We start from the raw sequence: 19,962 nt of genomic DNA, 5'->3' as shown, positions 1-19,962 counted from the left end.
CAACCTTGTTTAACAAATCTTTCCTGGAAAGGTGGAGGCAATGACAGCGGTATGTGACAATAAGAGTATCGGCAGGACATTATGAGGAATGAGCCATGGCAAACCCGGAACTACTGGAAGAACAGCGTGAAGAAACGCGCTTGATTATTGAAGAGTTACTCGAAGATGGCAGCGATCCAGACGCGCTGTACACCATCGAGCATCACCTTTCCGCGGACGACTTTGAAACCCTGGAAAAAGCGGCAGTAGAAGCCTTCAAGCTGGGTTATGAAGTGACCGAGCCGGAAGAGCTGGAAGTGGAAGAGGGCGACACGGTTATTTGCTGTGACATCCTGAGCGAATGTGCTCTGAATGCCGAGTTGATCGACGCTCAGGTTGAGCAACTGATGAACCTGGCTGAAAAATTTGATGTGGAATACGACGGTTGGGGCACCTATTTTGAAGACCCGAACGGCGAAGAAGGTGAAGACGGCGACGATGAAGACCTCGTCGACGAAGATGATGACGGCGTGCGTCACTAAGTCATCTGCTGACCTACGGTAGCGTCTGCTGCCGTAGGCCAAGGATAACGTATGGATTACCTGCAAATACTCTCCCCGATCCACAACTTCCTGCACTGTAAAACGCCCCAGGCCTGGCTTGATAAAGCGCGAGCCCCGGCGAATCTCCCTCTGTTACTGACGGATCATCTCGTCTGCGAGCTGAAAGCGGCGCAAACGGCCATGCTGCTGGTGCGTAAGTATGTTGCAGATAAACAGGGATCGCAGGCGCTACTGGACTGGCTGAAACCCTATGAAGCGTATGCTTTCAGAGAAGGGGATGAACCGGATTTTATCGCGCTGAATAAACAGATAAGTAAAAGCGTAATGCCGCAAACTGACGACCCGTGGGGGCGCAAGCTAATCGACAGCATGGTTTTGCTGATCAAAGAAGAGCTGCACCACTTCTGGCAGGTGCGTGAAGCGATGATGAGCCGCAACATTCCCTACGTCAAAATTACCGCCAGCCGTTATGCCAAAGGCATGCTCAAAGAGGTGCGAACCCACGAGCCATTAACGCTAATCGACAAACTGATTTGCGGGGCCTACATTGAGGCGCGTTCTTGTGAACGGTTTGCCGCGCTGGCGCCGTATTTGGATGACGATTTACAGGCATTTTATCTTTCGCTGCTGCGATCCGAGGCGCGGCACTATCAGGACTATCTGGCGCTGGCACAGCAGGTTTCTGCCGACGATATCAGTAGTCGGGTGCGGTTCTTTGGCGAAGTAGAAGCTGCATTGATTACTTCTCCCGACGATGAATTCCGCTTCCACAGCGGTGTGCCAGCCTGACTCCCTTCTCTGACGCGCGGCGTTAATCGTCGCGCGGTTTAACCTTTCCTGTTTCCATTAGCAAAATCTGGTGGCTGGAAATCGCTCGCTGCTGCCGTAATAATCAAAACACACGAAGGGGAAATATATCCCCGCAACAGAGACTGTTTTGCATAAGGATGGTTAATGAACTGGGCACACGTATTGTTGGCGGGATATATCGGGGCGGTGATTGCTATCGTCGTTGGCATGTTTCGCAAAAAAGGCTGGCTGGGAAAGATCTCCGGCGCGGTGGTTTTTGTGGTGGCGATTGTCGCGTGGAATCTGTTTGATGTGCACTACCTGATCCCGCGCGAAAGCCCTGATTATGGGTTGACGGACGCGCAGAAATTTGAAAATGCGATGCTGGCAATGCCTGTTTATCAGGTACTTAAAGAGCAGGAACCCGCGTTATGGCAGAATATCCTCAACCAGGCAACGCAACTGAAAGAAGCTGGGAAAAGCGAGCAACAGATTATCGACGCTATTCAGCCGCAAATCCTGCAGGTACAGATGGCGCGTTTGCAGCAGGCACCCGATGCCAATGTGATTGAGTATATGAAAATTAACCTCGAGCAGATTGCTGCGGTGGCAAAAGTGGGCGATGACGAGTGTTTTCGCTTTCTGTTCCCGGCGGTGAAAGGCGGGATTAACCCGGTGCGTATTATTCCGCGGGAGCTGATGAATCGTCGTATGGCCAGCGACATGAGTATGATGCACGCGGCTTATGGCCCGAACAAACATACGGTTACGGCGCAAGAGAAACAGCTGGCGCTTCAGGATCTGCAATCCATCAGCCCGGGATTGGTACAGCGCTTTGGACCGGATATCCAGATTATGGCTGATCCGAGTAAAGGTGTGGGCAAAGAGAAAGTCGCCTGTGAAATGGTGCAGGATTTATGGTCACAGGTGCTGACGCTGCCAACCGCTCGCGCGGCTGGCGTCATTCGGCTGATGCTCTCCGCCGAAATGCAGTAACGCAACCATTGCCCCTCCGGCTGAAGTCAGAGGGGCTTTAACATCCGCACTTCGCAATCCACGTGCCCGGTACAGCCCAGCGCTTCGTTGATATGCTCAAACCCTAAATGTTCATACAGGCGGATTGCCTCGGTCAGAAACGCCGTGGTCTCCAGATAGCACTGTTTGAAACCCTGCTCACGGGCATGTTCGAGGGCCATCAGCGCCAGCTTTTTCGCCAGCCCCTGACCGCGTGCGCTCGACAGGAAGTACATCTTTTGCAGTTCGCAAATGTCCGGTTCGCTACATCCTAACGGCGCAACGCCGCCGCCGCCCACGACTTCACCGTTTTGCTCAACCACCCAGTAGGCCGCGCCCGGCTGGCTGTAAACCTGGAATAGTTCATCCAGATTAGGGTCGGCAACGGTATAGCCCTTATCGGCAGTAAGCCCGTATTCAGCGGAAACTTTGCGGATCACGCGGGCAATTGCGGCGTTATCATCGGCAGAAATTCGACGCAGCGTCGCCGCGACGGAGGTAATGGCACTCATAGCGAACTCATGACATAAAAGTGAGACATATGCAGTTAATACCACTGCGGTAAGGGGAAGCGCAAGCGAGGATAATTCAACAAAAAGCCTCTGAGCATATGCGTCAGAGGCTTTTATCGTCTGCGGTGTTGGATGCGATACGCTTATCCGACAAACAGCTTTACAGCGCGGCGATGACCGCCTGCTGCTCAATCAGCTTCGCTTTCGCTTCCGCATAACCGTCCAGCTTCTCACGCTCTTTGGCGATAACTGCTTCTGGTGCGCGAGCAACGAAACCTTCGTTGGAAAGTTTGCCTTCGATACGGGCAATCTCACCTTCGATTTTCGCCACTTCTTTCGCCAGACGCGCCAGCTCATCTTCTTTATTGATGAGGCCAGCCATCGGGATCAGCAACTCGGCGCCGTCGATGATTTTGGTCACGGAGACCGGACCTTTGTCATCGGCTGGCAGCACGGTGATGCTTTCCAGACGCGCCAGGTTCAGCAGGAAGCTGCGGTTATCGTTCACACGGCGCATCGCATCAGCGCTGCAACCGCGCAGCAGCAGTTCGAGCGGTTTACCTGGGGCGATGTTCATTTCCGCACGGATGTTACGTACGGCAACGATCGCCTGCTTCAGCCATTCGGTATCAGCCAGTGCGGCTTCATCAACCTGTGCGGCGTTATATTCCGGGAACGGCTGCAGCATGATGGTGTCGGCGGTAATACCGGAAATCACCTTCACGCGCTGCCAGATGGTCTCGGTGATGAACGGGATGATCGGATGCGCCAGGCGCAGCAGACCTTCCAGAACGGTGACCAGCGTATTGCGGGTGCCGCGCAGTTCAGACTCGGAACCGCCGTTCATTACCGGCTTGGTCAGCTCCAGATACCAGTCGCAGAACTGGTTCCAGGTGAATTCGTACAGAATGCCCGCGGCGATGTCGAAGCGGAAGTTGTCCAGCGCTTCGCGGTACGCTTTGATGGTCTGGTTGAATTCAGCAAGGATCCAGCGATCCGCCAGCGACAGGGTCATTTCGCCGCCGTTGAAGCCGCAATCCTGGTCTTCGGTGTTCATCAGCACGAAGCGGCTGGCGTTCCACAGCTTGTTACAGAAGTTACGGTAACCTTCCAGACGCTTCATATCCCAGTTGATGTCGCGACCGGTAGAGGCCAGCGCCGCCAGGGTAAAGCGCAGTGCGTCGGTGCCGTGCGGCTCGATGCCGTCCGGGAACTGCTTCTCGGTACGCTTGGCAATCTTCTCGGCCAGCTGCGGCTGCATCATGTTGCCGGTACGTTTCTCCAGCAGTTCTGCCAGGGAGATACCGTCGACCATATCCAGCGGGTCAATGACGTTGCCCTTGGATTTGGACATCTTCTGGCCTTCGTCGTCGCGGATCAGACCGGTCATGTAGACGGTCTTAAACGGCACCTGCGGCTTGCCGTTTTCATCTTTGATGAAGTGCATGGTCATCATGATCATGCGGGCAATCCAGAAGAAGATGATGTCGAAACCGGAAACCATCACGCTGGTTGGGTGGAACTGACGCAGCGCGTCGGTGTTTTCCGGCCAGCCCAGGGTAGAGAAGGTCCACAGTGCGGAGGAGAACCAGGTATCGAGAACGTCTTCGTCCTGGCGAAGCTGAATGTCGGCACCGAGGTTGTTTTCCTGACGCACTTCGTCTTCAGTACGGCCAACGTAGACGTTGCCGTCGTTGTCATACCATGCCGGGATACGGTGACCCCACCACAGCTGACGGGAAATACACCAGTCCTGAATATCGCGCATCCAGGAGAAGTACATGTTTTCGTACTGCTTCGGTACGAACTGAATGTCGCCGTTTTCAACCGCTTCAACCGCCGGTTTCGCCAGCACGTCGGCACGGACGTACCACTGGTCGGTCAGCATCGGTTCAATAACCACGCCGCCACGGTCGCCGTAAGGTACGGTCAGGTCGTGCGGTTTAATTTCTTCCAGCAGGCCCAGCGCATCAACAGCGGCAACCACCGCTTTACGCGCGGCAAAGCGCTCCAGCTTCTGGAACTCAGCCGGGATTTCATTGGAATAAACGTCGGACTCTTCGCCTTTGGTGTCGTACACTTCCGCGGTTTCACGGATGTCGCCGTCAAAGGTCAGAATATTGATCATCGGCAGGCCGTGACGTTTCCCGACTTCGTAGTCGTTAAAGTCGTGCGCCGGGGTGATCTTCACGCAGCCGGTGCCTTTTTCCATATCAGCGTGTTCATCGCCGACGATGGGAATGCGGCGGTTAACCAGCGGCAGAACAACAAACTTGCCAATCAGATCTTTATAACGCGGATCTTCCGGGTTGACGGCCACGCCGGTATCGCCCAGTACGGTTTCCGGACGGGTGGTGGCGACGACCAGGTATTCTTTACCATCAGCGGTTTTCGCGCCGTCGGCCAGCGGATAGCGGATGTGCCACATTGAGCCTTTCGACTCGCGGTTTTCCACTTCCAGGTCGGAAATCGCGGTGCGCAGTTTCGGGTCCCAGTTCACCAGGCGCTTGCCACGGTAAATCAGGTCTTCTTTGTACAGGCGAACGAAGACTTCTTTCACGGCATTGGAAAGACCTTCGTCCATGGTGAAGCGCTCGCGCTCCCAGTCAACGGAATTGCCGAGACGGCGCATCTGGCGGGTGATGGTGCCGCCGGATTCCGCTTTCCACTGCCAGATTTTGTCGATAAACGCTTCGCGACCGTAGTCGTGGCGGGTTTTACCTTCTTCAGCGGCAATCTTACGCTCAACCACCATCTGGGTTGCGATACCCGCGTGATCGGTACCGGCCTGCCACAGGGTGTTTTTACCCTGCATACGCTGGTAGCGGATCATGGTATCCATGATGGTTTGCTGGAAAGCATGACCCATATGCAAACTGCCGGTGACGTTCGGCGGCGGGATCATGATGCAGAAGGACTCTTTGCTTTCATCGCCGTTAGGTTTGAAATAGCCCTGCTTTTCCCAGTGCTCGTAAAGCGGCTGTTCGATATCTTGTGGGTTGTATGTCTTTTCCATTATTTCCAGGTTGCCGTATTCAGGTTAAAACCAGCCACGCGGTAAGCTTTGTAGCGATCGCGTGCCGATTGTTTCAAAGAATCTTCGTAAGGAACGAAGTCTATCACTTCTGTGAAAGCGGTGGCAAAATCTGCAAAGCCAACGCGCAAACTGATAAGCAGGTCGCGCGGGCTGCTGTTGCGTTTCTCCGGCCAGGCAATCTCTACCGGTGCGCCGCCTCTGGGGCCTTCACCTGCCAGATTATGCGGAACAAAGCTTTCTGCCGGTCTTGCCCACAGGGCTTCATCCAGTCGAAGAGCCTGCTTTTCGTTTTCGCAGGCGATCAGCACGCGCTTGCCAGCACGCCAACGTTCTGCGGCAATTTCACACACCAACTGCTCGACGGCGCTTAAGCCATCGTGTTGCGTGTCATTGTCCAGAAGATAGAAAGTTGCGTTTCTCATATATGGGGCTTCTTCTGGTGAATTTAAATGCGTTGCCATGATGCACAACCGTAGGCCGGATGGCGTTGCGCTTATCCGGCCTACGGGTCTTATTGCTTGTGCTTACCGCCTTACTCTTCGCCGTTAAAACCGGCACGATTGAGCAGGAACTGCGACAGCAGCGCCACCGGACGACCGGTTGCGCCTTTGGCTTTCCCTGAACGCCATGCGGTACCGGCGATATCGAGGTGAGCCCAGTTGTACTTACGGGTAAAGCGTGACAGGAAGCAGCCCGCGGTAATGGCGCCGCCAGGACGTCCGCCGATGTTCGCCATATCCGCAAAGTTGGACTCTAGCTGCTCCTGGTATTCATCACCCAGCGGTAAACGCCACGCGCGGTCGCCAGCCTGTTCGGACGCACCGATCAGCTCATGCGCCAGCGGGTTGTGGTTCGACATCAGTCCGGTGATGTGATGGCCCAGCGCAATCACGCACGCGCCGGTCAGGGTTGCGACGTCAATCACCGCTTCTGGCTCAAAGCGCTCGACGTAGGTTAATACGTCGCACAGGACCAGACGGCCTTCGGCATCGGTATTGAGTACTTCAACGGTCTGACCAGACATGGTGGTCAGCACGTCGCCTGGACGATACGCACGGCCACCCGGCATGTTTTCGCAGCCTGCCAGCACGCCGACGACGTTGATTGGCAGCTGAAGCTCGGCCACCATGCGCATCACGCCATATACCGCTGCCGCGCCGCACATGTCGTATTTCATCTCATCCATGCCTTCGGCAGGTTTGATGGAGATACCGCCGGAGTCAAAGGTTAACCCTTTACCGACCAGCACGATCGGACGCGCGTCTTCGGATGGATTGCCTTTGTACTCGATGACCGACATCAGCGACTCATTCTGCGAGCCGTGACCGACGGCCAGATAAGAGTGCATGCCCAGCTCTTTCATCTGCTGCTCGCCGATCACGCGGGTTACAACATTTTTGCTGTAGCTGTCTGCCAGCTGGCGCGCCTGAGAGGCAAGGTAGGCGGCGTTACAGATGTTCGGCGGCATGTTGCCGAGATCTTTTGCTGCTTTAATGCCGGCGGCGATCGCCAGACCGTGCTGGATCGCACGTTCACCGCTGGTCAGTTCCCGGCGGGTCGGTACGTTGAAGACCATTTTACGCAGCGGACGACGCGGCTCGCTTTTGTTGGTCTTCAGTTGATCAAAGCTGTACAGCGTTTCCTGTGCTGTCTCAACGGCCTGACGCACTTTCCAGTAGTTATTGCGCCCTTTGACGTGCAGCTCAGTCAGGAAGCAGACGGCTTCCATTGAGCCAGTATCATTCAGCGTATTGATGGTTTTCTGAATGACCTGCTTGTACTGGCGCTCATCAAGCTCGCGCTCTTTGCCACAACCAATGAGGAGAATTCGCTCAGACAGAACGTTAGGAACATGGTGCAGCAACAGGGTTTGACCTGGTTTGCCTTCCAGTTCGCCACGACGCAGCAGTGCGCTGATGTACCCGTCGCTGATCTTGTCGAGCTGCTCTGCAATCGGAGAGAGACGGCGTGGTTCAAAGACACCCACGACGATGCACGCACTCCGCTGTTTCTCCGGGCTACCGCTTTTTACACTGAACTCCATGCACTACGCTCCTGAATCTTAAAGACAACGGCGGTGGCTACGGATAGAATTGCAAGCTTTCGTAACTCATACCCGCTGTTGCGGTGACTTCGTGTTAATCTTAACGTTATTACGGCATTGGCACGTCAGAACAATTTCTGAGAGGTGGATCCGTTGAGTATAATGATCTTAGCGACGATTTCGACGACTCAAGAGAATAAATGACGTTTAAGCCATGAAACAAGCTAAATTCCGGCAAAAGACGGGTTTTTACGGGCGTATTTAAAGTGATAATCATAAGATATCTGGTTCGGGAAACGCTCAAAAGCCAACTTGCGATCCTATTCATCCTGCTTTTGATCTTCTTTTGTCAAAAGTTAGTCAGGATCCTTGGTGCGGCGGTTGACGGTGATATCCCGGCGAATCTGGTGCTCTCGCTGCTGGGGCTGGGCGTGCCAGAAATGGCGCAACTTATCTTGCCATTAAGCCTGTTCCTCGGGCTGCTGATGACGCTGGGCAAACTGTATACCGAAAGTGAAATTACGGTCATGCACGCCTGCGGGCTGAGCAAGGCTGTCTTAGTGAAAGCGGCGATGGTGCTGGCGCTGTTTACCAGTATTATTGCGGCGGTCAACGTGATGTGGGCCGGACCGTGGTCCTCCAGACATCAGGACGAAGTCCTGGCGGAAGCGAAAGCGAACCCCGGTATGGCGGCGCTTGCTCAGGGGCAATTCCAGCAGGCGACTAACGGCGGCTCGGTGCTGTTTATCGAAAGCGTTGACGGCAGTAACTTCAACGATGTGTTCCTCGCGCAAATCCGCCCGAAAGGTAACGCCCGTCCTTCGGTGGTGGTAGCGGACTCCGGTCATCTTACCCAATTGCGCGATGGCTCCCAGGTCGTGACGCTGAACCAGGGGACGCGTTTTGAAGGGACCGCGCTGCTGCGCGATTTCCGCATTACCGACTTCCAGAATTATCAGGCGATTATCGGTCATCAGGCCGTGGCGCTGGATCCAAACGATACCGACCAGATGACCATGCGTACGCTATGGACGACCGACACCGATCGCGCCCGTGCGGAGCTGACCTGGCGTATCACGTTAGTATTCACCGTATTTATGATGGCGCTGATGGTTGTACCGCTGAGCGTGGTGAACCCGCGTCAGGGTCGCGTACTGTCCATGCTGCCAGCAATGCTGCTTTATTTGCTGTTCTTCCTGGTTCAGACATCGCTGAAGTCGAACGGCGGCAAAGGTAAGCTGGATCCGGTGTTCTGGATGTGGACGGTTAACCTGGCGTATCTGGCGCTGGCGATTGTGCTTAACCTCTGGGATACGGTGCCGATGCGCCGCTTACGTGCCCGTTTTATGCGTAAAGGAGCGGTATAATGCAGCCTTTTGGTGTACTTGACCGCTATATCGGTAAAACCATTTTCACCACCATCATGATGACGTTGTTCATGCTGGTGTCGCTCTCCGGGATCATCAAGTTTGTCGACCAGCTGAAAAAAGCCGGGCAGGGGAGCTACGATGCGATGGGCGCCGGGCTGTATACCCTGCTCAGCGCGCCGAAAGATATCCAGATCTTCTTCCCGATGGCGGCGCTGCTGGGTGCTTTGCTGGGGCTGGGCATGCTGGCGCAGCGCAGTGAACTGGTGGTCATGCAGGCTTCTGGCTTTACCCGTATGCAGGTGGCGTTGTCGGTGATGAAAACCGCGATTCCGCTGGTGTTGCTGACGATGGCCATCGGCGAATGGGTGGCGCCGCAGGGCGAACAGATGGCGCGTAACTACCGTGCGCAGCAGATGTATGGCGGCTCGCTGCTCTCTACCCAGCAAGGTTTGTGGGCGAAAGATGGCGACAGCTTTGTCTACATTGAGCGGGTGAAAGGTGACGCCGAGTTAGGCGGAATTAGCATCTACTCCTTTAACGACAAGCGCCGTCTGCAGTCCGTTCGCTATGCCGCAAGCGCGACGTTTGACCCGGAGCAGAAGGTCTGGCGTTTGTCGCAGGTGGATGAATCCAACCTGACCGATCCGAAGCAAATCACCGGCTCGCAGACGGTGAGCGGCACATGGAAAACCAACCTTACACCCGACAAGCTCGGCGTCGTGGCGTTGGATCCTGATGCGCTCTCGATTAGTGGTCTGCATAACTACGTGAAGTACCTGAAGTCGAGCGGCCAGGACGCCGGACGCTACCAGCTCAATATGTGGAGCAAAGTCTTCCAGCCGCTGTCTGTGGCGGTAATGATGCTGATGGCGCTGTCGTTTATCTTTGGTCCGCTGCGTAGCGTCCCGATGGGCGTGCGCGTGGTGACAGGGATTAGCTTCGGCTTTGTGTTCTATGTGCTGGACCAAATCTTTGGCCCGCTGACGCTGGTGTACGGCATTCCGCCGATTATCGGCGCGTTGCTGCCAAGCGCCAGCTTCTTCCTGATAAGCCTGTGGCTGATGCTGCGTAAGTCCTGATATTCGCCCCTCCCGCTGTGCGGGAGGGGCGCCTTCCTGCTAGCGTTTTCGCCCGCCCATCAAACTCCCCAACATGCCGCGGATTATCTGATTGGTGACCTGCCGCGCTGCGCTTTTCGCCACGCTCTGTACCACGCCATCGCGCTTGCCGCCGCGCGGTCCGGTGCTGCCAAACAGAATATCCTTCAATCCACCGAGAATACCGCCGTCCACATCGATCGCTTTACCGTTGGCGGGAGGTGTATTTTGCTGCTCGGTGCTGGCCTGCACGCCTTGCTGTAAACGCTCATAGGCGGACTCGCGGTCGATCTGTTCTTCATATTTACCGTACAGCGAGGAGTGATTAATCAGCCCGTTACGCTCGTCATCCGTCACCGGTCCCATCCGCGAGCACGGCGCAATCACCATCGCCCGTTCAACCACCGACGGGCTGCCTTTAGCGTCCAGAAACGACACCAGCGCCTCACCGGTTCCCAGTTCCTGAATGGCTTTTTCGGTATCAAATGCCGGGTTGGCGCGCATGGTTTGTGCCGCGGTTTTCACCGCTTTCTGATCCTTCGGTGTGAACGCGCGCAGGGCGTGCTGCACGCGGTTCCCCAACTGACCGAGCACGTTGTCTGGAATATCTGACGGGTTTTGCGAGACGAACCACACGCCGACCCCTTTCGAGCGGATCAGGCGGATCACCTGTTCGATTTTATCCAGCAGCACCTGCGGAGCGTCGTTGAACAGCAGGTGAGCTTCATCGAAGAAGAACACCAGTTTTGGCTTCTCCAGATCGCCTGCTTCCGGCAGCTGTTCGTACAGTTCGGAGAGCATCCACAGCAGGCTGGCGGCGTACAGTTTGGGCATCTGGTAGAGCTTCTCTGCGCTGAGGATGTTGATCATCCCTTTGCCGCTGGCGTCAGTTCGCATCCAGTCTTTGATGTCCAGCATCGGTTCGCCAAAGAAGTGCGCCGCCCCCTGTTGCTCCAGCGACAGCAGTCCACGCTGGATTGCCCCGACCGAGGCGCTGCTGATATTGCCATACTGATTCTGGAAGGATTTGGCGTTATCGCCGATGTACTGGGTAATAGCTCGCAGGTCTTTGAAATCGAGCAGCAGCAGGCCCTGGTCATCAGCAATGCGGAAGATAATATCCAGCACGCCGGACTGTACGTCGTTGAGGTTCAGCAAACGGGCCAGCAGCAGCGGGCCGAGGTCAGATACCGTGGCCCGCACGGGGTGACCTTTTTCGCCGAAGATATCCCACACCGTGACCGGATTAGCATGCGGTTGCCAGTCGGTAATGCCGATATTTTTCAGGCGGGCGAGCAGCTTTTCAGAGGCCTGCCCTTCCTCGGCCACGCCGGTTAAGTCGCCTTTCACATCGGCCATAAATACCGGTACGCCAATTTCAGACAGCGATTCGGCCAGCTTCTGTAGCGTGACGGTTTTACCGGTCCCGGTCGCGCCGGTAATCAGTCCGTGACGGTTGGCCATGCCTGGCAGTAAAAACAGTTCGGTGTCCGGCGTGCGGGCAATTAGCAGGGGTGTGCTCATTGAGATTTCCTCCATTTATCTTGCCTGGAGTATAGGCAATGTCCATCAAAGAGAGTATGCGATGGCCAGAGAAAATGACTTAAAGCGTATTGCCGTGATAAATCTGGTACCCCAAATCCACGGTGTTGTGGTTATGGTCGTTGTTCTTGATTTTGCTCAGCAACATCTGCGCTGCCATGCGGCCAATGTCAAAACGCGGGGTGATCACGCTGGCGAGGCTTGGGATCATCTGCCTGCCCATTTCCAGCCCGTGGAAACCGGCAATCGAGATCTGTTCCGGAACGTCCAGATCGCGCTCGCGGCACAGCAGCAGCGCGCCCATTGCAATATCGTCGTTGGTGCAAAAAACGCCGTCTAAATCCGGATGCGCGGCGAGCGCGTCCCGCATCATCTGGGTGCCGAGATGGATGGACGAAATAGAACGCGGATTGACGCGCAGCGGCGCCAGGCCCCGGCGCGTCATGGCATCGCAATAGCCGCGATAGCGCTGTTCATCGCGGACGTCGTCTTTCGAACCGAGATAGAGGATTTTGCGCCGCTGGCGTTTATCCAGCATGGTGCTGACCATATCAAATGCCGCCTGACGGTTATCGAAGCCCACTTCCATGTCCAGACGATCGCCCTGAATATCCATCAGCTCCACCACCGGAATGTTGGCTGAACGCAGAAACTTCACCGTGCGCAGGGTGTGATATTTCTCGGACAGGATAATGCCGTCGATATTGTATGACAGCAGATTGATCACCGACTCTTCCTCGGATTCCCGGTCGTAATTGTAGTTGGCGATCAGCGTCTGATAGTTATGGTCCGAGGTGACCGACTCAATGCCGGCCAGAATGTCAGCGAACAGCTGGTTTTGAAACGAGGGGATCAGCACGCCAAGCGTATAGCTTTGCGCATTCAGCAGCATCGCGGGCGCGCGGTTGGGGATGTAATTAATCTCCTCCATAATCTGCGCGATGCGTTCACCGGTTTCCTTTGCGACCTTTTTTGGCGAGCGAATGTAGCGGCTCACCGTCATTTTGGTCACGCCCGCCAGCGTGGCGATGTCTTGCAAAGAAATTCTGTGGTTCCTCATTTTCTCTCCAGTGCCGGGGAGCGCGGATCTGTGCTCCCCGGTGATGACCGTCTTAATGCAGAATGGCGTTCAGCGCCAGAACCCCCAGCAGCCCCATAATGGAAATCAGCGTCTCCATTACCGTCCAGGTACGCAACGTTTCCCCGACGCTGAGATTAAAATAGCCTTTAAACAGCCAGAATCCCGGATCGTTAACGTGGGAGGCAATCACGCTGCCCGCGCCGGTAGCCAGCACCATCAGCGCCGGGTCGGCATGAGTGACGTTGATAATCGGCAGCACCACGCCTGCGGTGGTGATCGCCGCCACGGTGGCTGAACCGAGCGCGATACGCAGCAAGGCGGCGACCGTCCAGCACATCAGCAGCGGAGAAAGCGACGTGCCGGTCATCAGGTGCGAGATATATTGCCCCACGCCGCTGTCGACCAGAACCTGCTTAAACGCGCCGCCCCCGGCGATGATAAACACAATCATCGCAATCGCACCGATAGAGTCGCCAATGATATCCATAATTTGCTCGATCGTACGTCCGTTACGTCGACCAAGGGTAAAAATGGCGAGCACGATAGCGATAAACAACGCGACCGCAGGGTTACCGATAAATTCAAAGAACACCCGTACGCTGTTGGTCTTCGGCAGCGTGATTTCGCACACTGCGGCGACCGCCATCAGTATGACCGGGATTACTGCGGCAAAGATACTGTTCCAGAACGACGGCATCTCTTCTTCGGTGAACAGATGCGGGTTGAATAACCCTTCCGGCGGCGCTTTCTCAAAGCGGGTCAGCAGCTTAGAAAACAGCGGCCCGGCAACAATCACCGTCGGGATAGTAATAATAAAGCCGTACAGCAGGGTGGTGCCGAGATTAGCCTCGAAAATGGTGGCAATCGCGGTCGGCCCCGGATGCGGCGGCAGAAAACAGTGGGTCACGGACAGCGCAGCTACCATCGGGACACCAACATACAGCAGCGGCAGGCCGGAAGAGGCCACCACCGTAAACACCAGCGGCAGCAGCAGAACAAAGCCGACTTCGAAAAACATCGCCAAACCCACCACCAGACCGGTGATCACCAGCGCCCACTGCACGCGTTTCTTACCAAACGTGCCAATCAGCGTGGTGGCGATGCGCTGAGCCGCGCCGGTATCGGAAATCAGCTTACCGAGCATTGCACCGAAGCCAAGGATCATCGCCAGACCGCCGAGCGTCCCGCCGATCCCATTTTGTATTGAGTGCAAAACGGCCTGGGCATCCATCCCTTCGGCAAAACCGACGACCGCCGCCACCAGGACCAGAGCAATAAAGCCGTTAACTTTAAAACCAATCATCAGGACCAGGAGCAGCGCGACGCCTGCCGCAATTATTATTAATGGCATAATCGTTTCTCTTATATCCCCGTCATACTGCAAGTTGCAGGTGTGTTGGCTACGCTCACTCACCCGAATCACTTACTCAAGTAAGCTCATCGGGTTCATTCACTTGCCGCCGTCCTGCAACTCGAATTATTTAGGAGTGGCCAAAAATGCAGCGCCTGGGCGCTGCGTGATGTTGCGTTGTGTTGTATCAGACGGCGACCAGCATGCCGCCATCGACAAACAACAGGTGCCCGTTAACAAAATCGGATGCTTTGGAAGAGAGGAATACCGCCGCGCCAATCAGCTCCTGCGGATCGCCCCAGCGCGCGGCTGGCGTACGTTTGCACAGCCAGGTGGTGAAGGCTTCATCCTCGACCAGCGCTTTGGTCATCTCGGTTTTGAAGTAGCCCGGTGCGATACCGTTGACCTGGATATTGTGGCGCGCCAGCTCAACGCACATACCGCGGGTGAGCATTTTCACCGCGCCTTTCGAGGCGGCGTACGGCGTGATGGTGTCGCGGCCCAGCTCGCTTTGCATGGAGCAGATGTTGATGACCTTTCCGGCCTGACGTTCCACCATGCGACGCGTTACTGCCTGCGAGACCAGGAACACCGCCGTCTGGTTAACGGCAATCACATCGTTCCAGTCCTGCTCCGGGAACTCGGTAAACGGATGGCGGCGCTGAATACCGGCGTTATTCACCAGCACATCGATTGGGCCAATGTCTTTTTCGATATGGTCGATGGCGGCATCAATGTCCTGTTTCTGCGTAACATTGAAGGGCGCGGCAACGGCGCGGATCCCTTCCTGTTGCAGTTTGGCGACGGCAGCCTCCGCGCGCTCCGGCGTAATATCATTGACGATAATCTGCGCGCCATATTTACCCAGCCCGGTCGCCAGTAAATAACCAATACCCTGGGCCGAACCGGTGATCAGAATATTTTTGCCATCCAGCGAAAAAAGATCGTTCATTATGTTCTTCCTTATTTTGTTTCAGCAAAAACGAGCTGGACTTTCGCTGCCTGGGTTTTATCCCCGGCAAAGATCAGCGCCTGTTCAAGCTCGGTAAACGGATATTCGGCGCTGAGTAACGGCAGTGGATCGATAACGTTATTCGCCAGCCACGACACCGCAGTGTTGAACTCGGTGGTAAAGCGGAACGAGCCTTTGAGCGCGATCTCTTTGCCGATCAGCATCATCATCGGGAAGCCCGGCACCGCGCCGCCCATGCCGACCTGCACCATCACGCCTTTCGCGCGGGTGACTTCCAGGCAGGTGGTGATTGAGGACGGATGACCGGAGACTTCGAAGCTGACGTCGAAGTAGCCTTTTTCTTTTTTCCACTCATCGAGCGAGTCCTGCTGCGGGTTGATCAGCGTGTCAGCACCCATCTGCTGGGCCAGCGACAGCGAGCGCGGGCTGATATCAGCACAGACAATTTCTGCTGCGCCGAGCGTTTTCACTGCGCTGACGATCAGGCAGCCGATAGGCCCCACGCCGGAGATAAACACGCGTTTGCCCTGCAGGTCTCCTGCTTCATGCGCGGCGTGGATTGCGACTGCCAGCGGTTCGGAAAAGGCCATGACTTTTTCATCGGCGTGCTGGGGGTAGGGGATGCACTGCGCGGTATCGACGGTTTTAAATCGGCTAAAGCCGCCGTCAACGTGGGGAAAATACATGGCGCTGCCAAAAAAGCGCATTTCCGTGCACTGGTTTTCTTCGTGCTGCAGACAGTATTTACAGTGGCCACAGGGCTTCGACGGATTAATAGCCACCGATTGACCTTCATGTAATTCTTTTGAGTCGCTGCGCACCACTTTACCAATAACTTCATGGCCTAAAATCATCGGTGCTTTAACGGTAAAATTACCGACTTTTCCTTCCTGATAATAATGTAAGTCGGAACCACAAATTCCGCCGCGGGTAATTTGTACCAGCGTTCCTTTATTATTCCATTCAATATTTTGGTCGGTAATGGCAACAGTTTTCTTACCCGCGACAACGCAGGATTGGGTTTTAACTTGCATAAATGCCTCACTGGTCAGGTAGTAACCTCGGCAGCATTTAAACGGTTTTGATTGTTATTATTTGTGATAAAGATCACGCTGGAAAATTGTTACACTACAATGTTACGCATAACGTGATGCGCCTTGTAAATCTGCTCAGCCACGCCGAAAAAAGGTGAATTCTGCAATGTGGAAGGCGTAGTATCGCGCCATGGAATATGAATCTGGAGTTTTTTCAATGGCCGGGGAAAGTTATATTTTGATGGGCGTTTCGGGTAGCGGTAAATCTTTAATTGGCAGCAAAATTGCTGCAGTATTATCGGCTAAATTCATTGATGGTGACGATCTCCATCCGGCCAAAAATATTGATAAAATGTCTGAAGGTATTCCATTAACCGATGAAGACCGACTACCGTGGTTAGCACGATTAAATGACGCTTCATACAGTTTATATAAAAAGAATGAGACCGGGTTTATTGTCTGCTCGTCATTAAAAAAACAGTATCGCGATATATTGCGCCAGGGTAGCCCGAATGTGCATTTTTTGTGGTTGGACGGCGATTACGAGACCATTCTGGCGCGCATGCAGCGTCGGGCAGGGCATTTTATGCCGGTGGGATTACTCAAAAGCCAGTTCGATGCGCTGGAGTGCCCGCAGGAGGACGAACGTGATATTGCCCGCATCGACGTGAACCATGACATTGAGCATGTGACGGAACAGTGCCGCCAGGCGGTGCTCGCGTTTCGTAACGGGCAATAAGCCCAGCCCCTTGCGGGACTGAGCCTTGCATCAGAAGTCGGCTTTCAGCACCACGCGGTAGCGGGCTTTGCCGTCACGCACGTGCTGGATAGCGTCGTTAATTTGCGACATCGGGTACAGTTCGGTGGTGGGCGACACCTTGCTGCGCCCGGCAAACTTCATCAGCTTGCGCAGTTCGAACGGCGTACCGGTTGCCGAACCGGAGATGCTGCGATCGCCGGCAATTAAGGTGAACGCTGGCACCGGCAGCGGCTTCAGCACCGCGCCGACGGTATGGAAGTTACCGCCGTAGGCCAGTGCTTCAAAATAAGGCTGCCAGTCGAGATCGACGTTAACCGTGTTAATAATGAGATCGAACTGGCCCGCCAGCGCTTTTAGCGCATCCGGATCGCGGCTGTTAACCACCTTATCCGCCCCCATCGCCAGCACTTCCTGCTCTTTCGCCGGATTGGAGCTGAACGCGGTCACTTCGCAACCCATCGCATGTAACAGCTTAATGGCGATATGCCCCAGGCCGCCGATGCCGATCACCCCAACGCGGCTGGTGGCGGTGATATGGTGCATCAGCAGCGGTTTGAACACCGTGATACCGCCGCACAGCAAGGGACCCGCCGCCGCATGATCGATGCTCTCCGGCAGCGGGATCACCCACTGCCAGTCGGCCCGCAGCTTCTCGGCAAAGCCACCGCGATTGAGAATAGTGGGAACGGAACCTTCCAGGCAGTTAATCTGATTGCCGCTGATACAGGCGTCGCAATGCCCGCAGCTGCGCGCCGTCCAGCCAATGCCGACGCGCTGACCAACCTTCAGACCTTTATCTTGCGCTGCGCTGCCGAGCGCCGCCACGCGACCAATCACCTCATGCCCGGCAACAAGTGGATACTGAGAGAACCCCCATTCGTTGTCGATCATCGACAAATCGGAATGGCAGATACCGCAGTAATCGACCTGGACTTCGACATCTTCCGGCTTAAGCTCGCCCGCATCATATTCATAGAGTTCGAGTTCGCTGCCCGCCGCTTTTGCGGCGTAGCTTTTTATCATCGACATCGTGTTTCCCTCAGTGTGGTGTTGAACTGGAAGTGTAGAGCATGGGGAAACGGGACGCTTCGCAGAAGGGGGGATTAATAAGGGGGCAAACTGTGACGATGGTTGCAGGTGAGAAAGGGAATGCTGAAATTTTCAACACTTAGCGAGTCAGGCACACGCTGGTGCTTGCATGGTGGCGCATGACAGGTATAATCCACAACGTTTTCCGCATCCCTTCCGTGCCGGAGTGGCGAAATCGGTAGACGCAGTTGATTCAAAATCAACCGTAGAAATACGTGCCGGTTCGAGTCCGGCCTTCGGCACCATTAGTACTTCCAAGACCATCCGAGAAAGTCCAATTATCCCTTTAAAATCAATGCTTGCAGAGATTTTTATGTCCTGAGTCGTCCGAGGTTGTCCGTTGAAATCCGAATGTCATTGGGGGCATAATTGGGGGCATCTTAACTTCGATTAGAAATGTGCCCCCAAATGAAGCTCAACGCCAGACAGGTCGAGACCGCAAAGCCAAAAGACAAAACCTACAAAATGGCCGATGGCGGCGGTTTGTATCTCGAGGTTTCGGCCAAGGGTTCTAAATACTGGCGCATGAAATACCGACGCCCCTCTGACAAAAAAGAGGATCGCCTCGCGTTTGGTGTTTGGCCTACGGTGACGCTTGCTCAGGCAAGAGCAAAGCGCGATGAAGCTAAAAAGCTGTTAGTGCAGGGCATCGACCCAAAAGCTGAACAGAAAGAAGCTCAAGCCGAGAATTCAGGGGCATATTCTTTCGAAACCATTGCTCGCGAATGGCATGCCAGTAACAAACGCTGGAGTAAAGACCATCGATCGCGCGTTCTACGCTATCTTGAGCTTTATATCTTCCCTCATATCGGTTCGTCCGACATTCGGCAGCTTAAAACCAGCCACCTGTTAGCCCCGATTAAAAAAGTTGATGCCAGTGGCAAACACGATGTCGCTCAGCGCCTGCAACAGCGCGTCACGGCCATTATGCGTTATGCCGTACAGAACGATTACATCGACTCAAATCCAGCCAGCGATATGGCCGGTGCGCTATCGACGACCAAAGCGCGACACTATCCAGCGTTACCATCTAGCCGCTTCCCTGAATTTCTTGCTCGTCTTGCTGCATATCGTGGCCGCGTAATGACACGGATCGCGGTCGAGCTTTCCTTACTAACTTTCGTGCGTTCCAGTGAGTTACGTTTCGCGCGTTGGGATGAGTTTGACTTCGATAAATCTCTCTGGCGAGTACCTGCAAAACGAGAAGAAATTAAAGGTGTACGTTACTCGTACCGGGGCATGAAGATGAAAGAGGAGCATATCGTTCCGCTTAGTCGGCAGGCGATGATTTTGTTAGAGCAGCTTAAGCAGATTAGTGGTGATAAAGAGCTGCTGTTTCCGGGAGATCACGACGCAACTAAAGTTATGAGTGAAAACACGGTGAATAGTGCTTTGCGGGCTATGGGGTATGACACTAAAACTGAAGTATGTGGGCATGGTTTTAGAACTATGGCACGTGGAGCTTTGGGTGAGTCGGGGCTATGGAGTGATGATGCGATCGAGCGGCAGTTAAGCCACTCAGAACGTAATAATGTGCGTGCGGCATATATTCATACCTCCGAGCATTTAGATGAGCGGCGTTTAATGGTGCAATGGTGGGCTGATTATCTAGATGCTATTCAGATAAATTTCATCACTCCGTACGATTATGGAAGGTCTAAATTTTAGTTAATATTTTATATATCATATATTAATTAGTTCATTGCTAACTATTTGCAATTTGAATG

General features: G+C 54.6%; 18 protein-coding genes and 1 tRNA gene. 9 read left to right on the top strand and 10 right to left on the bottom strand.

Annotation, left to right across the window (positions count from 1 at the left end; genetic code table 11):
• The first annotated feature begins 95 nt into the window (after positions 1-95).
• The 3 genes from rraB to HVZ39_RS21900 all read left to right on the top strand — a co-directional run bounded on the left by rraB (position 96) and on the right by HVZ39_RS21900 (position 2,327).
• Positions 96-521, top strand: coding sequence for a ribonuclease E inhibitor RraB (gene rraB, locus HVZ39_RS21910; RefSeq protein WP_016151501.1), 426 nt, complete (start codon positions 96-98; stop codon positions 519-521).
• A gap of 51 nt (positions 522-572) precedes the next feature.
• Entirely contained in the window at positions 573-1,331 is a 759-nt protein-coding gene (gene miaE, locus HVZ39_RS21905) for a tRNA isopentenyl-2-thiomethyl-A-37 hydroxylase MiaE (RefSeq protein WP_019078254.1), read from the top strand.
• Between the two features lie 165 nt (positions 1,332-1,496).
• Complete coding sequence (locus tag HVZ39_RS21900; protein WP_109017739.1) at positions 1,497-2,327, top strand: topoisomerase II; 831 nt, start codon at positions 1,497-1,499, stop codon at positions 2,325-2,327.
• A 26-nt stretch (positions 2,328-2,353) separates the two neighbouring features.
• On the opposite strand, the gene HVZ39_RS21895 is transcribed toward HVZ39_RS21900, so the two are convergent.
• From HVZ39_RS21895 to pepA, 4 genes are all read right to left on the bottom strand, one after another.
• Complete coding sequence (locus tag HVZ39_RS21895) at positions 2,354-2,857, bottom strand: GNAT family N-acetyltransferase (RefSeq protein ID WP_046275807.1); 504 nt, start codon at positions 2,855-2,857, stop codon at positions 2,354-2,356.
• A 160-nt stretch (positions 2,858-3,017) separates the two neighbouring features.
• Positions 3,018-5,873, bottom strand: a complete 2,856-nt coding sequence (locus HVZ39_RS21890; RefSeq protein ID WP_181632969.1) for a valine--tRNA ligase — start codon at positions 5,871-5,873, stop codon at positions 3,018-3,020.
• Positions 5,873-6,316, bottom strand: a complete 444-nt coding sequence (gene holC, locus HVZ39_RS21885; RefSeq protein ID WP_016151505.1) for a DNA polymerase III subunit chi — start codon at positions 6,314-6,316, stop codon at positions 5,873-5,875. The genes HVZ39_RS21890 and holC overlap by 1 nt, the downstream gene beginning before the upstream one ends.
• Positions 6,317-6,426: 110 nt before the next feature.
• Positions 6,427-7,938 carry a leucyl aminopeptidase gene (gene pepA, locus HVZ39_RS21880; RefSeq protein ID WP_003025870.1) on the bottom strand — a complete coding sequence of 504 codons (1,512 nt, stop codon included), beginning with the start codon at positions 7,936-7,938 and terminating at the stop codon, positions 6,427-6,429.
• Positions 7,939-8,091: 153 nt separating this feature from the next.
• On the opposite strand from pepA, the gene HVZ39_RS26475 reads away from it, so the two are divergent.
• From HVZ39_RS26475 to lptG, 3 genes are all read left to right on the top strand, one after another.
• Positions 8,092-8,142, top strand: coding sequence for a hypothetical protein (locus HVZ39_RS26475; RefSeq protein ID WP_212723231.1), 51 nt, complete (start codon positions 8,092-8,094; stop codon positions 8,140-8,142).
• 62 nt (positions 8,143-8,204) lie between these two features.
• Positions 8,205-9,305, top strand: coding sequence for an LPS export ABC transporter permease LptF (lptF, locus tag HVZ39_RS21875; RefSeq protein ID WP_016151506.1), 1,101 nt, complete (start codon positions 8,205-8,207; stop codon positions 9,303-9,305).
• Positions 9,305-10,387 (top strand): LPS export ABC transporter permease LptG, encoded by a 1,083-nt coding sequence (lptG, locus tag HVZ39_RS21870; RefSeq protein ID WP_008786067.1) that lies wholly within the window; start codon positions 9,305-9,307, stop codon positions 10,385-10,387. The genes lptF and lptG overlap by 1 nt, the downstream gene beginning before the upstream one ends.
• A gap of 39 nt (positions 10,388-10,426) precedes the next feature.
• Here lptG and HVZ39_RS21865 read toward each other — a convergent pair whose 3' ends face one another.
• The 5 genes from HVZ39_RS21865 to idnD all read right to left on the bottom strand — a co-directional run bounded on the left by HVZ39_RS21865 (position 10,427) and on the right by idnD (position 16,386).
• Positions 10,427-11,929, bottom strand: coding sequence for a helicase HerA-like C-terminal domain-containing protein (locus HVZ39_RS21865; RefSeq protein WP_046275851.1), 1,503 nt, complete (start codon positions 11,927-11,929; stop codon positions 10,427-10,429).
• 79 nt (positions 11,930-12,008) lie between these two features.
• The gene (locus tag HVZ39_RS21860) at positions 12,009-13,007 is read right to left on the bottom strand and encodes a LacI family DNA-binding transcriptional regulator (RefSeq protein WP_181632968.1); all 999 of its coding nucleotides are present in this window, start codon (positions 13,005-13,007) and stop codon (positions 12,009-12,011) included.
• Between the two features lie 52 nt (positions 13,008-13,059).
• Positions 13,060-14,379 (bottom strand): gnt-II system L-idonate transporter, encoded by a 1,320-nt coding sequence (gene idnT, locus HVZ39_RS21855; RefSeq protein ID WP_016155581.1) that lies wholly within the window; start codon positions 14,377-14,379, stop codon positions 13,060-13,062.
• Between the two features lie 187 nt (positions 14,380-14,566).
• Complete coding sequence (gene idnO, locus HVZ39_RS21850) at positions 14,567-15,331, bottom strand: gluconate 5-dehydrogenase (protein ID WP_109017741.1); 765 nt, start codon at positions 15,329-15,331, stop codon at positions 14,567-14,569.
• An 11-nt stretch (positions 15,332-15,342) separates the two neighbouring features.
• On the bottom strand, positions 15,343-16,386 hold the full coding sequence (gene idnD / locus HVZ39_RS21845; RefSeq protein ID WP_181632967.1) for an L-idonate 5-dehydrogenase: 1,044 nt from the start codon (positions 16,384-16,386) through the stop codon (positions 15,343-15,345).
• A gap of 217 nt (positions 16,387-16,603) precedes the next feature.
• On the opposite strand from idnD, the gene idnK reads away from it, so the two are divergent.
• Positions 16,604-17,125, top strand: a complete 522-nt coding sequence (idnK, locus tag HVZ39_RS21840) for a gluconokinase (RefSeq protein WP_047358547.1) — start codon at positions 16,604-16,606, stop codon at positions 17,123-17,125.
• A 30-nt stretch (positions 17,126-17,155) separates the two neighbouring features.
• Here the strand turns inward: idnK and HVZ39_RS21835 are convergent, their stop codons facing one another.
• Positions 17,156-18,175 (bottom strand): NAD(P)-dependent alcohol dehydrogenase, encoded by a 1,020-nt coding sequence (locus HVZ39_RS21835; RefSeq protein ID WP_181632966.1) that lies wholly within the window; start codon positions 18,173-18,175, stop codon positions 17,156-17,158.
• A gap of 220 nt (positions 18,176-18,395) precedes the next feature.
• On the opposite strand from HVZ39_RS21835, the gene HVZ39_RS21830 reads away from it, so the two are divergent.
• Both HVZ39_RS21830 and HVZ39_RS21825 read left to right on the top strand, forming a co-directional pair.
• Positions 18,396-18,480 (top strand) — tRNA-Leu (locus HVZ39_RS21830).
• 163 nt (positions 18,481-18,643) lie between these two features.
• Complete coding sequence (locus HVZ39_RS21825; protein WP_181632965.1) at positions 18,644-19,903, top strand: integrase arm-type DNA-binding domain-containing protein; 1,260 nt, start codon at positions 18,644-18,646, stop codon at positions 19,901-19,903.
• Positions 19,904-19,962 lie beyond the last annotated feature (59 nt).

Source organism: Citrobacter sp. RHB35-C21 (assembly GCF_013816515.1).
Taxonomy (GTDB): Bacteria; Pseudomonadota; Gammaproteobacteria; order Enterobacterales; family Enterobacteriaceae; genus Citrobacter; species Citrobacter braakii.
The sequence above is the reverse complement of the archived record's forward strand: the minus strand, read 5'-3'. Positions and strand labels throughout refer to the sequence as shown.

Excerpts from the sequence above, each read along its gene's own strand:
- idnK (WP_047358547.1), top strand. The coding sequence starts at position 16,604 with ATGGCCGGGGAAAGTTATATTTTGATGGGCGTTTCGGGTAGCGGTAAA.
- idnD (WP_181632967.1), bottom strand. The coding sequence starts at position 16,386 with ATGCAAGTTAAAACCCAATCCTGCGTTGTCGCGGGTAAGAAAACTGTT.
- HVZ39_RS21825 (WP_181632965.1), top strand. The coding sequence starts at position 18,644 with ATGAAGCTCAACGCCAGACAGGTCGAGACCGCAAAGCCAAAAGACAAA.
- miaE (WP_019078254.1), top strand. The coding sequence starts at position 573 with ATGGATTACCTGCAAATACTCTCCCCGATCCACAACTTCCTGCACTGT.
- HVZ39_RS21895 (WP_046275807.1), bottom strand. The coding sequence starts at position 2,857 with ATGAGTGCCATTACCTCCGTCGCGGCGACGCTGCGTCGAATTTCTGCC.
- holC (WP_016151505.1), bottom strand. The coding sequence starts at position 6,316 with ATGAGAAACGCAACTTTCTATCTTCTGGACAATGACACGCAACACGAT.
- idnO (WP_109017741.1), bottom strand. The coding sequence starts at position 15,331 with ATGAACGATCTTTTTTCGCTGGATGGCAAAAATATTCTGATCACCGGT.
- lptG (WP_008786067.1), top strand. The coding sequence starts at position 9,305 with ATGCAGCCTTTTGGTGTACTTGACCGCTATATCGGTAAAACCATTTTC.
- idnT (WP_016155581.1), bottom strand. The coding sequence starts at position 14,379 with ATGCCATTAATAATAATTGCGGCAGGCGTCGCGCTGCTCCTGGTCCTG.
- HVZ39_RS21890 (WP_181632969.1), bottom strand. The coding sequence starts at position 5,873 with ATGGAAAAGACATACAACCCACAAGATATCGAACAGCCGCTTTACGAG.
- rraB (WP_016151501.1), top strand. The coding sequence starts at position 96 with ATGGCAAACCCGGAACTACTGGAAGAACAGCGTGAAGAAACGCGCTTG.
- HVZ39_RS21860 (WP_181632968.1), bottom strand. The coding sequence starts at position 13,007 with ATGAGGAACCACAGAATTTCTTTGCAAGACATCGCCACGCTGGCGGGC.
- HVZ39_RS21835 (WP_181632966.1), bottom strand. The coding sequence starts at position 18,175 with ATGTCGATGATAAAAAGCTACGCCGCAAAAGCGGCGGGCAGCGAACTC.
- pepA (WP_003025870.1), bottom strand. The coding sequence starts at position 7,938 with ATGGAGTTCAGTGTAAAAAGCGGTAGCCCGGAGAAACAGCGGAGTGCG.
- HVZ39_RS21865 (WP_046275851.1), bottom strand. The coding sequence starts at position 11,929 with ATGAGCACACCCCTGCTAATTGCCCGCACGCCGGACACCGAACTGTTT.
- HVZ39_RS21900 (WP_109017739.1), top strand. The coding sequence starts at position 1,497 with ATGAACTGGGCACACGTATTGTTGGCGGGATATATCGGGGCGGTGATT.